Source organism: Methanoculleus sp. UBA208, assembly GCF_002498065.1.
In the GTDB taxonomy this organism is placed as follows: domain Archaea; phylum Halobacteriota; class Methanomicrobia; order Methanomicrobiales; family Methanoculleaceae; genus Methanoculleus.
In genome coordinates, this window is the sequence record NZ_DAFZ01000099.1 from 20,335 (window position 1) to 30,512 (window position 10,178).

13 protein-coding genes are annotated in these 10,178 nt (G+C 62.0%); 3 read left to right on the plus strand and 10 right to left on the minus strand.

Annotation, left to right across the window (positions count from 1 at the left end; all coding sequences use genetic code 11):
- Positions 1 to 9: 9 nt before the first annotated feature.
- The 7 genes from BRA62_RS10530 to BRA62_RS10565 form a co-directional block, all read right to left on the minus strand.
- Positions 10 to 1,503 (minus strand): BCCT family transporter, encoded by a 1,494-nt coding sequence (locus BRA62_RS10530; protein WP_292366526.1) that lies wholly within the window; start codon positions 1,501 to 1,503, stop codon positions 10 to 12.
- Positions 1,493 to 2,323, minus strand: coding sequence for a universal stress protein (locus BRA62_RS10535; protein WP_292366527.1), 831 nt, complete (start codon positions 2,321 to 2,323; stop codon positions 1,493 to 1,495). The genes BRA62_RS10530 and BRA62_RS10535 overlap by 11 nt, the downstream gene beginning before the upstream one ends.
- 201 nt (positions 2,324 to 2,524) lie before the next feature.
- On the minus strand, positions 2,525 to 3,031 hold the full coding sequence (locus tag BRA62_RS10540) for a peroxiredoxin (protein WP_292366528.1): 507 nt from the start codon (positions 3,029 to 3,031) through the stop codon (positions 2,525 to 2,527).
- Between the two features lie 10 nt (positions 3,032 to 3,041).
- Positions 3,042 to 4,466, minus strand: coding sequence for an RNA-guided endonuclease InsQ/TnpB family protein (locus BRA62_RS10545; protein WP_292366538.1), 1,425 nt, complete (start codon positions 4,464 to 4,466; stop codon positions 3,042 to 3,044).
- Positions 4,467 to 5,046: 580 nt separating this feature from the next.
- Positions 5,047 to 5,397 (minus strand): carboxymuconolactone decarboxylase family protein, encoded by a 351-nt coding sequence (locus BRA62_RS10555; protein ID WP_292366529.1) that lies wholly within the window; start codon positions 5,395 to 5,397, stop codon positions 5,047 to 5,049.
- Positions 5,398 to 5,403: 6 nt separating this feature from the next.
- Positions 5,404 to 5,529 carry a desulfoferrodoxin FeS4 iron-binding domain-containing protein gene (locus BRA62_RS10560; protein ID WP_011843020.1) on the minus strand — a complete coding sequence of 42 codons (126 nt, stop codon included), beginning with the start codon at positions 5,527 to 5,529 and terminating at the stop codon, positions 5,404 to 5,406.
- Between the two features lie 10 nt (positions 5,530 to 5,539).
- Positions 5,540 to 5,785 carry a zinc ribbon-containing protein gene (locus tag BRA62_RS10565; RefSeq protein ID WP_292366530.1) on the minus strand — a complete coding sequence of 82 codons (246 nt, stop codon included), beginning with the start codon at positions 5,783 to 5,785 and terminating at the stop codon, positions 5,540 to 5,542.
- A gap of 103 nt (positions 5,786 to 5,888) precedes the next feature.
- Here BRA62_RS10565 and BRA62_RS10570 point away from each other — a divergent pair, with 103 nt between their 5' ends.
- Positions 5,889 to 6,479 (plus strand): flavodoxin family protein, encoded by a 591-nt coding sequence (locus tag BRA62_RS10570; RefSeq protein ID WP_292366531.1) that lies wholly within the window; start codon positions 5,889 to 5,891, stop codon positions 6,477 to 6,479.
- On the opposite strand, the gene BRA62_RS10575 is transcribed toward BRA62_RS10570, so the two are convergent.
- Positions 6,471 to 7,409, minus strand: coding sequence for a cation diffusion facilitator family transporter (locus BRA62_RS10575; protein WP_292366532.1), 939 nt, complete (start codon positions 7,407 to 7,409; stop codon positions 6,471 to 6,473). The two genes, BRA62_RS10570 and BRA62_RS10575, sit on opposite strands and share 9 nt — an antisense overlap.
- Positions 7,410 to 7,496: 87 nt before the next feature.
- On the opposite strand from BRA62_RS10575, the gene BRA62_RS10580 reads away from it, so the two are divergent.
- Both BRA62_RS10580 and BRA62_RS10585 read left to right on the plus strand, forming a co-directional pair.
- Positions 7,497 to 7,997, plus strand: coding sequence for a rubrerythrin family protein (locus BRA62_RS10580; RefSeq protein WP_292366533.1), 501 nt, complete (start codon positions 7,497 to 7,499; stop codon positions 7,995 to 7,997).
- Between the two features lie 90 nt (positions 7,998 to 8,087).
- Positions 8,088 to 9,263, plus strand: coding sequence for a Uxx-star family glutaredoxin-like (seleno)protein (locus tag BRA62_RS10585; protein WP_292366534.1), 1,176 nt, complete (start codon positions 8,088 to 8,090; stop codon positions 9,261 to 9,263).
- Positions 9,264 to 9,270: 7 nt separating this feature from the next.
- Here the strand turns inward: BRA62_RS10585 and BRA62_RS10590 are convergent, their stop codons facing one another.
- Together BRA62_RS10590 and BRA62_RS10595 are read right to left on the minus strand one after the other, a co-directional pair.
- Positions 9,271 to 9,615: a nucleotidyltransferase domain-containing protein gene (locus BRA62_RS10590; protein WP_292366535.1), complete on the minus strand. Its 345-nt coding sequence runs from the start codon at positions 9,613 to 9,615 to the stop codon at positions 9,271 to 9,273.
- The gene (locus tag BRA62_RS10595) at positions 9,558 to 9,965 is read right to left on the minus strand and encodes a HEPN domain-containing protein (RefSeq protein ID WP_292366536.1); all 408 of its coding nucleotides are present in this window, start codon (positions 9,963 to 9,965) and stop codon (positions 9,558 to 9,560) included. The genes BRA62_RS10590 and BRA62_RS10595 overlap by 58 nt, the downstream gene beginning before the upstream one ends.
- Between the last annotated feature and the right edge of the window lie 213 nt (positions 9,966 to 10,178).

A 10,178-nucleotide genomic window follows, 5' to 3' on the forward strand; every position in this document is an offset into this window, starting at 1 on the left:
GGACTTGCTTCACTGCACCTTCTCCTGCGACAGCCCGATTGCAAGCGTATAGCAGAGGACGATCATCACGAGCATGAACGGGAACGCCGCCGTGATGGCCATCACCTGGAGGGATGCGAGGCCCCCGGTGACGAGGAGGGTGATCGCGACGGCGGAGAGGGAGAGTCCCCAGATTACCTTCTTGTAGGTCGGAACGATCAGGCTCCCCCCCGAGGTGAGCGAGCCGAGGACTACCGTCGCGGAATCCGCCGACGTGATGAAGAAGACGATCAGGACAAAGATCGCGACGGCCGAGAGGAGGCCTGCGAACGGGTAGTGTTCGAGGAACGCAAAGAGGGCGAGCGAGACGTCCGCCCCCGCGACCGCGGCGAGATCCGCTCCCCGGTCGAGTTCGAGGTGCAGCGCCGATCCCCCGAAGACCGCAAACCAGACGAAGGTAAAAAGGGTCGGGACGGTGAGGACGGTCAGGACGAACTCCCGGATCGTCCGGCCCCGGGAGATCCGCGCGACGAAGAGCCCCACGAACGGCGACCACGAGATCCACCATGCCCAGTAAAAGACCGTCCAGTCCCTGCTCCAGTCGAACCCTGCAAACGGGTAGGACTGGAGGCTCAGGTCGATGATGTTGTTGACGTAGCCGCCGAAGGTGGAGGTGAAGACGTTGAAGACGTAAGGGGTCGATCCGAGGGCGAGGACAATGAGGAGCAGGGCCGTTGCCAGGACGATGTTGAGCTTCGAGAGGACCTGGACGCCTTTCTCCACCCCGAGGATCGCGGACGCCATGAACAGCGCCGTCGCGACGACGACGATCCCGATGGTGACGGAGATCGCGGAAGAGAGCCCGTAGAGGTGGGTGAGCCCGCTGTGGATCTGGAGAGCGCCGAACCCGAGCGACGTCGCGGTCCCGAAGACCGTTGCAAAGACCGCGAGCACGTCCACCATCTTCCCGGCGGGCCCGTAGATCCGCTCGCCGAGGACCGGGTAGAAGCAGGAGCTGATCAGGGCCGGCATCCCGCGCCGGAACGAGAAGTAGGCGATGGAGAGGCTGACGATCGTGTAGATCGCCCACGGGTGGATCCCCCAGTGGAAGAACGAGTAGCGCATGGCGAACGCTGCGGCGTCGGGGGATGCGGTGTTTATGAAGGGGGGCGGCTGGAGAAAGTGGACGAGCGGTTCGGAGACCCCCCAGAAGAGGAGGCCGATCCCCATCCCGGCGGCAAAGAGCATTGCGACCCAGCCGAAGAATCCGTACTGGGGTTTCTCGGCGTCGTAGCCGAGTTTGATCGTCCCGTATCTGGAGAGCGCGAGGACTAAAGCGAAGATGAGAAAGAAAAAGACCGAGATGAGGTAGAGCCAGCTGCAGTGGTCGAGGATTGCGGAGTGAACCGCAGACGAGGCCGCGTCAAGGAGGTCGGGCCTTGCGATCCCGAAGCCTATGAAGAAGAGGACGATCCCGGCGGAGAGGAGAAATACCCCTTCCTTTCTGAGATACTCACGAAGCATTGCGGCTCCCCGGTTGCGGCACCAGGAATATCGAAGCACTCGATCCGGTCACGATCCGCTCCGCCGTATCTCCCATCGGGGCGGAGAGAAACGCCGGGCTCTTCCTCCCGAGGACGACGACGTCGGCTTCGATCTGGTCCGAGACGTACAGCACCTGTCCGGCGGGATCCCCGATCCTCTGTTCAAGGGTGACCCGCTCGAAGTACGGGCGGAGTTCTTCCGCAACCGCGTGCAGTTTCCCGTCGACGGCCTCACGCCGGACCCGTTCCGCCAGCGGATCGGCCATCCTTCCCCTGACGTGGAGGAGGTGGCACCAGGCGCCCGCGAACTCCATCACGTAGGGGAGCAGGCGGTTCGATGTCTCGTCGAGGTTGGTCGCATAGAGCACTTTCAGGTCCCTGCGGTCGAGTTCCGCACCGTCGCCCGGCAGGCGGGGCCGGACCTTATGGACGAATACCGGAACGTCCGCAAGGCGGAGGAGGTCACGCGAGACGCTTCCAAGGATCATCGTCTCGATATGCCAGCGGCGCTTTGCTTTCATGTAGATGCCGTCGAAACCTTCGAGGAGCGCCGCTTCCGCGATTGCCGAGGCGATATGGCCGTTCCCCGTCTTTGCTTCCACGGTGAGCCCCGTCTCTTCGAGCGCCTCCGATAACAGCGTGAGCCACGAGAGGTCGGCTCCCCGGAAGAACGAGCCGGGTTCGTTCACGTGGTAGAGGCAGATCGCGCTGGCCCCGAGACTCCTGAGGATTCTTCCGATCTTCATCAGCTCTTCGGGTCTCTCGCCGTAGGCAACCGGAACCAGCGTCTTCTCAAACATCCGCGGGACACCTCACAGGGAAAACGCCGGGACGGCGCCCGGCAAATCCCGAATACGGGTAATATCGGAGTTTCGGCCTCATTAATGCACCGAAGTCGATCCCGGGCCTGTCCGCTGCCGCCGGCTCCCGAATCTTCTGTGCCTCGCCGCACCGGATGAGCGGCCGCGGCCGCTTCCCCGTCTGAGAAAAAAGAGGGTTTTTCAGAGTTTTTTGAAGCAGAGGTACCAGTCTTTGCACTCGTAGCCTTCCTGCATCCGCTTCTCGATCTCTTCGGGGGTCCTTGGCGCCGGGACGATCACCTTCTCCCCCGGCTCCCAGTTCGCCGGCGTCGCGACGCCGTGCTCGTCCGAGGTCCGGAGGGCTTTCGTGAGCCTCAGGATCTCGGGCATGGAGCGGCCGTTGGAGATCGGGTAATACAGCATGGCGCGCATGACGCCCTTATCGTCGATAAAAAAGACCGTCCTGATGGTCGAGGTGCTGCTCTGGCCGGGATGGATCATCCCGTAGCGCCGGGCGACCTTCATGTCGAGGTCGGCGATGATGGGGAACGGGATCTCGACGCCCATCTTCTCCTTGATGTTTCGAACCCACGCAAGGTGCGAGTGGACGCTGTCGATCGAGAGGCCGACGAGCTGGACGTTCAGTTCCTTGAGTTCGTCGGCGATGCCGGCGAACGCCATGAACTCCGTGGTGCAGACCGGCGTCAACTACCCCGCCCTAACGGACGGGGCTTGCAACCGGGATCGGATTCAGATCACAGGGCTGCAATTTGATCTGTGCGAAGGTTGGCGGTTGAAAAGCAGCCCTTATTCGCACCGGCCGGTTGACGCGGCCACTACTGATTATCCGTGCGACCACGGAATCACCAGCTACTTTCCGTAAATGGTTGAGCGCGCCGTTCACGTCGGCGTTGATCAGGGTCCCCGTGGCACTCTGGTACAGTCCCCGCTTGACCCGGCGGGTCCTCCCATAGGGGGGTTTCCGGATCGGGTCGAGCGCGAGAGCGTCCACCTGCGAGGTGTATGCCTCCGAGTGGGTATCATCGAACCGGACGCCGAGCACCTCGCACTTGCTCTTCAACTTCTGCCGGAACTTGTGGAAGGGGATCTGGACGAAGTTCTGGTTGCCCCGCTTGCCGTGGTTGATCTTGTCCTTGATTCCATCCCAGCGAGGGAGCACGATGGTGCCGATCTTCCGCTCGACGGCGTACCGCACGATCCAGGTCACGTACCGATTCATTGCTTCATGGATCTTGCAGTCCCGCTTCACCAGCAATCGCGCCTGCCGGGTCGTGATCCTCTGAATCTCCTGCTTGTCCTTGATGCTCTGCAACCCTGCAGTCTCTTTGTTGTACCACCGGTTAATCGATTTGAGGTACTTCCCGTCAAGGATGACGGCAGTCCCGGTGGCAGATTCAACCATCGTCGCAAAGTTATTGAGCCCGAGGTCGATAGCGAGGTACTGGTTCGGGTCAAGGTCTTTGGGCCGGGAGGGAATGGAATAACAGAACTCGATCTTGTAGACGATCCCGTTGTTGACAGGGAGGATCGTGACCTCCCGGATCTGGTGAGGCCTGATGCACGGCGGGATCGGGAACGTCAGCTCCTTCCCGGTCAGGCCATACTGTTTTCGAAACTTGAGGGAAATCCCGAGCGTGACGAACCCGTTGCGGATCATCAGGTGTGCCCGGGGGTACGCCATTTTGTACCGCCCGTCTTTGGGGAGGTATTTCGGAGACCCGGGATGGTGTTCCAGCTCCCCGGCGGCATACCGCTTGAGCAGCGCAAAGTAACTCTTGTATGCCTCTTCCACTGATCGAAGGGTCTGCTGGGCGACATCGTTGTGCAACAGACTGAAGTTCTCGTTCGGCTTGGATAGGGCGTAGTTGCAGAGGTCTTTGTGGGGGAACGTCTTCTTCCGGGTAAACGGGAGGTACGACCCTACGAGGATCTCGACCTTTGAAATCAGATCCGGGCGAAGCGCCTGCATCGCACGTAGGTTCTCCTGATAGGTTACGTAGTGCTGCCGGGCGTTGTACACCCCGACGTTGTACATGCTCTTAGCGTGGTACGCGAGCAGGTCGAGGATCCGGTACGCCATCTTGGAAGGGTGCAGGTAATTGCTGACCACTCGCAGAGCCATTCGGTATATGCTCTGTTGCCCCCCGTCATTAAGAGTAGCCGCACGGGGCGAAAGTGCAACCCTTTTAGGGGCAATTCCCCCCCGCTTGCGCAGGGGGCCTCCTTGCCCCAGAAAGATGAAGTCGGCCGGGTGGGAGAAGAGGATGACCCGCTGGCCCCGGAGATCGGAGAGTTTCATCGGCGCATGTGTGGTCCCCGCCTCGAAATCGGGCGCTTTCTCACCGATGGCCGGCAGGTTGAACACCTCTTCAGGTAGCATACGAGGTTGTCCCAAAACACTTTTGCCGGGAGGGGGACACCCATTCGAAACTCATCGAGTTTCTCACGCTCGCTGCGTTCGCGCTTCGCACCTATCGGTGCTCATGCTCCGTTCCTCGCACCTGACAGTGCTCAAACTCCCGCCCTTCGGCCAGTCGTTCCTATCGGAACATCACAACTAGCACCATATGGTGCGAACCCAGGGAAATGGCCGTTCCCCCATTCCGAACTCTGTTATGACTCAAGTGGTGGAAATCTTGTACACAGATGTTCCGATCAAATTACAGCAAAGGTTTACAGACCCTTTTGGGACGACCTCTACTTCACTTTCGCGGGCGGTTGCCCAGGTACTCCTCGAGGGCGGTCTTGCCGTGGACGTAGGCCGGCATCCCCGCGAGCAGGAACGCGACCCGGAGCCCCTCCTCGATCTCCTCCTTCGATACGCCGAGGCTCCCGGCACCGGCCATCTGCGCCCGGACGGCGTGCCCGTCCCGGAGTGCGGCGGCAATCGCGATCGCGATGATCTTCTTCGTCTGTTTCGAGAGGGCGCCGTCGGCCCAGATCATCTGGTCGAGGCCCATGACGCTGGCGTAGAGGTCGGGGTCCGTCTCCTTGAGTTCCTTGAAGATCACGGGGACCTTCCCGATCTTCTCTTCCAGGTGCTTCTCTTCCATCTCAGTTCACTCCTCGAGCACCATCGCCTCACCGCAGCAGACCAGTTCGCCGCCGCCGGCTTCCAGCACCTGGACCACGTTTCCGCAGATCTCGCAGTGGTAGACCTGCCCTTTTGCCGATACGTTCACCATTCTTCTCACCTCAGTGGTTCTCCGGTTTCTTCTTCCTTTCAGGGGGATTCATGACATCCTCAGGCGTCTTGATGTCCGGCCTGATGTGCGTCATCGGGAAGCAGTTATACATCTCGCAGGCGCAGGTCGGGCATTTGACGAGATCCTCATCGGTGCTGCCGATCCGGATCTCCCGGCCGCAGTCGATGCAGATGAACCGGCCGGGGCCGGGCTTCTCTCCAGCCTTCGCTGTCTTTCTGGTCTCTGGTTCGGCCATAGATTGTCACCAGAGCGGTAATTGCCTCACAAGATATTTAGCAGTTCCCCCCCGTCCCCGGGTACCCGCATCATATTAATAGGGGCGTGCGCAACCCTGCACCATGCCAAAGAAGGTTGTCGCGCTGCTCGGAAGCCCCATTCTCGACGGGAACACCGCCCGCCTCCTCGACGAGGCTATCCGGGGTGCAGAGGAGGCCGGGTGCGAGGTCGAGAAGATTGAGGTCGCGCACATGGACGTTCTGCCCTGTATGGAGTTCTTCCAGTGCAAGGGGAGCGAAACCTGCCTGATCCAGGACGGGATGGAAGAGTTCTACAGGAAGTTTCGCGAGATGGACGGCCTGATCATCGCCACCCCGGTGATGACGATGGGCATCCCCGGAAGGCTCAAGTCCTTCATCGACCGGTTCCAGGTCTTTTACATGGCCAAGTACCATCGCGGGCAGTCCTTCATCACCCCGGAACGGCGGAAAAAGCGGAAGATGCTCTTCATATCGATCGCGGGGATGAACATCCCGAACGTCTTTGAGGGTGTGAAGATGACCGCCCGGGCGTTCGGGGAGATCATCGACTGCCCGTACTGGGACGAGGTGCTCCAGAACGATATGGACACCGTCCAGGATATCACGACGCGGCCGGAGGTGATGGAGGCGGCGTACCGGAAGGGCTACGAACTCGGGCAGCTTCTAGGGTGATTCTTCGGGCTCGATGTGGACGACGACCTCGGCGAGCCCCGGCACCGTCTCTTTGAGCCGCCGCTCCACCTCGTCGGAGATCTCGTGGGCCTGGGAGACCGGGAGGGCCGGGTCGACGACGAGGTGGATGTCGGCAAGGATCTCGCCCGGCTTTCCCCGGCACCGGAAGTCGTGGTACCCGGCAACCCCGGGGGTATCCATCACCACCGCCCGGACGAGCGCCGGGTCGCAGGGGAGGTTCATCGTGTCGGTGAGGACCTCTGCCGCGTCGTAGAGGATCCCGATTCCCATCCTCGCGATGAGGAGGCCGATGGCAAACGCGATGACCGGGTCGGCCTGGGGGTAGCCGAGCCTGACGGCGAGAAACCCCCCGAGGACGGCCAGGGAGACGAAGACGTCGCTTCGGGTGTGCTGGGAGTCGGCGACCAGGATCTGGCTCCGGTATTCTTCGCCCTTTCGACGTTCGTAGGTGGAGACGGCGAGGTTGATGACGAGCGTTCCGACCATGACCCCGACGGTGACCGCGGTGATATCGGGCACGACGGGTTCGACGAGCCGCCGGTAGCCTTCGTAGAGGATCCCGGCGGCGGTCAGGAGGAGCATCGCCCCGATGACCAGGGTGCCGAGCGTCTCGATCTTGCCGTGGCCGTAGGGGTGCTCCGGGTCGGGGGGCTTTCCCGCGAAGTAGAGGGCGATTATCCCGACGACGTTCGAGAAGGAGTCGAACCCCGAGTGAAGGGCGTCCGCTACCATGCTCACCGACCCGGCAAGGAGGCCGAAGACCACTTTTGCGAGGGCGACGGAGAGGTTCAAGGCGAGGACGATGATGAAGATCCGCTGCACCCGGACTCGTGCCTCGAACCTCCGGTGCTCGAACTCCATTCCCGGTGGAACATCGTTCTCCGGTGCTCCAGCTCCGGCCCTTTCCATGCAACAGGTGGTGGTGCTCCGGCGGCATAGGGTTTCCGGGGGGAGAAGGTGAAAGATTTAATAAGGCCGTCCCGCAATCATTCATCCATGCCGACTGATGAGAACGCTCAGAATGCGTACGCCGGGGAGTCCCAGGCGAACAGGAAGTACTCGGTCTTTGCAGAGAAGGCAGCCGCAGAGGGTTACCCGACCGTGGCAAAGCTCTTCCGGGCGGCAAGCGAAGCGGAAGCCGTCCACGCAAAACGTCTCCTCTTCATCATGAACGCCGTCGGGAGCACCGCGGAGAACCTCAAAGGTGCAATGGAGGGGGAGAACTACGAGTTCATGGAGATGTATCCGGCGTTCGTCGCCGAGGCGAAGAAAGAGCGGAAGAACGAGGCTTCGATCGTCTTTACCCACGCGATGAAGGCGGAAGAGGTGCACGCGAACCTCTACCTCCAGGCACTCGAGGCCGTCCGGGATGGAAAAGACCTCGACGCGGAGAAGGTCTTCCTCTGTCCGGTCTGCGGCAACGTCGAACTCGGGGAGCCGCCGGAGAAGTGCCCAATCTGCGGGGTTCCGGCGCGGATGTTCCGTGAAGTTCAGTAATATTCCTTTTTTCGGCCCGGTCCGGGCACGTCGGCGCCTGCTCCGCTTCGTCCCCAGATGTTAAATAGGGGCCCCGAGATATCCCCCTTCATGGCAGGTGTGAAGATCTACACGACGGAGAACTGCCCCTACTGCCGGATGGTCCGGGCGTTCCTCAGGAAACACGGCGTCGAATTCGAGGTTGTCGACGTAGGAAAGGACCGCGAGGCGGCCCGGGAGATGATCCGGCTCTCGGGGCAGCGGGGGGTGCCGGTCACGGTCTTTGGCGACGAGGTGATCGTCGGGTTCGACGCAAAGAGGCTCCGGGAACTCTTCGGGGCGCCGGCGGCGGGCGGAGTCTACGACGTGGTCATCGTGGGCGCCGGGCCGGCAGGACTGACGGCCGGGGTTTATTGTGCCCGGAAACTGATGAAGACCGCTATACTAACCGAGAATGTCGGCGGTCAGGCGTCATGGAGCTGGACGGTCGAGAACTACATGGGGTTTACGATGATCAGAGGGGAGGACCTTATCCATAAGTTCGAAGAGCAGATCCGGGGGTTCCACGTCCACCTCGAGCTCGACAGCGTCGAGGGTATCCATAGAGAGGACGACGCTTTCGTTGTCCGGACCGCCTCGGAGAACACGTTCCGTTGCCGGGCGGTCATCCTTGCTCCCGGGAAAGAGCCCCGGACCCTGGGGCTCCCGGGCGAGGACCGGCTGATAGGGAGGGGTATCTCCATCTGCGCGACCTGCGACGCTCCGCTCTTCCATGACAGGCCGGTAGCCGTCGTCGGCGGCGGGAACGCGGCCATCCAGACCGCGATCGAGATGACGAAGATCGCGAGTTCCGTGGCGATGATCGTCCGTAGCGATCTCCGGTGCGACGAGGTCTACATCGCCCGGGCGAAGGACCTCGGCGTGCGGATCTACCTCCGCCACGAGGTGGCGGCCCTCCACGGCGAAGATTCCCTGACCGGGATCACGATCCGCGACCGGGATACCGGTCGGGAGACGTCCCTCGACGTGGCGGGGCTCTTCCTCGCGATCGGGCTCGTGCCGAATACGGGGTTCCTCGGGGACCTGGTGGCGCTGAACGAGCAGGGCGAGATCGATATCGACGAGAACTGCCACACGAGCGTCGCGGGGGTCTTTGCGGCCGGGGACGCGACCTGTGTTCGGGCCAAGCAGATCATCGTCGCCGCCGGCGAGGGGGCGAAGGCGGCGATCGAGGCGCACGACTACCTCCTGAGCGAGGAGGCGAAAGAGCGGGTTGTCGCCGCGTAAGACCGGCCTATACCCGGATCCCTTCGGCCAGCGCCCGGAGGACGAAGGGGTTGGCGTCCCGGGTCAGGCCGGCGAACTCTTCGTCGGTGTAGCAGAGCGGTTCGACCGGGAGATCGGTGAGATCGAGGATGGCCGCCGCCCGCTTGTGGTGCCGTTCGGGGAAGTCTCCGACGACGATCAGGTCGACATCGCTCCCCTCGTGGAAGTCCCCGCGGGCGAACGAGCCGTAGAGGATGACGGCACTCACGCGCCGGCGCGACCGTATCTCGCGGGCGAGGTCCCGGACCTGCTCCATCACCCGGAGAGCGACCGCCTCGCGGCACTGCAGATCGAATCCGCATGCTCGATGCATTCTTCGGCATCCTCCCTGTCATAGTATTCCGACGGTGTCAGGTTTCCCACGATGCTGTCCGGATATCGGGTCGTGATGTAAGCGGCATCGAGTGCCTTGGCTTCGCCCTTCAGCGCCAGAAACGAGGGTTCGGAGCTACCGATCTCCCGGATCAGTTCGTAGACCGAATGCGTCAGGATCTTCCGGAACCCCCTGGCATACAGCAGGGCTTTCAGGGATTTCTCTGCGCTCTGCTGTGCCTGGAAGCAGGCCCACTCGAAATCTCCCGACCGGCAGCTGTTCCTTGCACTGACGAGGTCCCGCTCCCCCTGCCGCAACCACCGCTCCGCTTCCCGTATGTTCGCATCCATGGTATCTGCCCGATGGTTACCAACAGTTGGCGCTCCCGGGATATAAGTGCGCCGCGGCGCTCCCTCTGGCTGACAGGTGAAGATGCGGACGCACCCGATCCGTGCGACCTGCCCCGGCACCTCCAGGTTGGGGATGTTCCGACGTTCCGTGATGGGCAGGCACGGTACGACCCTTCTTGAATTACGCTGAGTGCAGTGCACCTCTCTGAAAGC

Coding starts and splice junctions, on each gene's coding strand:
- BRA62_RS10530 (WP_292366526.1), bottom strand. CDS start 1,503: ATGCTTCGTGAGTATCTCAGAAAGGAAGGGGTATTTCTCCTCTCCGCC.
- BRA62_RS10535 (WP_292366527.1), bottom strand. CDS start 2,323: ATGTTTGAGAAGACGCTGGTTCCGGTTGCCTACGGCGAGAGACCCGAA.
- BRA62_RS10545 (WP_292366538.1), bottom strand. CDS start 4,466: ATGGCTCTGCGAGTGGTCAGCAATTACCTGCACCCTTCCAAGATGGCG.
- BRA62_RS10555 (WP_292366529.1), bottom strand. CDS start 5,397: ATGGAAGAGAAGCACCTGGAAGAGAAGATCGGGAAGGTCCCCGTGATC.
- BRA62_RS10560 (WP_011843020.1), bottom strand. CDS start 5,529: ATGGTGAACGTATCGGCAAAAGGGCAGGTCTACCACTGCGAGATCTGC.
- BRA62_RS10565 (WP_292366530.1), bottom strand. CDS start 5,785: ATGGCCGAACCAGAGACCAGAAAGACAGCGAAGGCTGGAGAGAAGCCC.
- BRA62_RS10570 (WP_292366531.1), top strand. CDS start 5,889: ATGCCAAAGAAGGTTGTCGCGCTGCTCGGAAGCCCCATTCTCGACGGG.
- BRA62_RS10575 (WP_292366532.1), bottom strand. CDS start 7,409: ATGGAAAGGGCCGGAGCTGGAGCACCGGAGAACGATGTTCCACCGGGA.
- BRA62_RS10580 (WP_292366533.1), top strand. CDS start 7,497: ATGCCGACTGATGAGAACGCTCAGAATGCGTACGCCGGGGAGTCCCAG.
- BRA62_RS10585 (WP_292366534.1), top strand. CDS start 8,088: ATGGCAGGTGTGAAGATCTACACGACGGAGAACTGCCCCTACTGCCGG.
- BRA62_RS10590 (WP_292366535.1), bottom strand. CDS start 9,615: ATGCATCGAGCATGCGGATTCGATCTGCAGTGCCGCGAGGCGGTCGCT.
- BRA62_RS10595 (WP_292366536.1), bottom strand. CDS start 9,965: ATGGATGCGAACATACGGGAAGCGGAGCGGTGGTTGCGGCAGGGGGAG.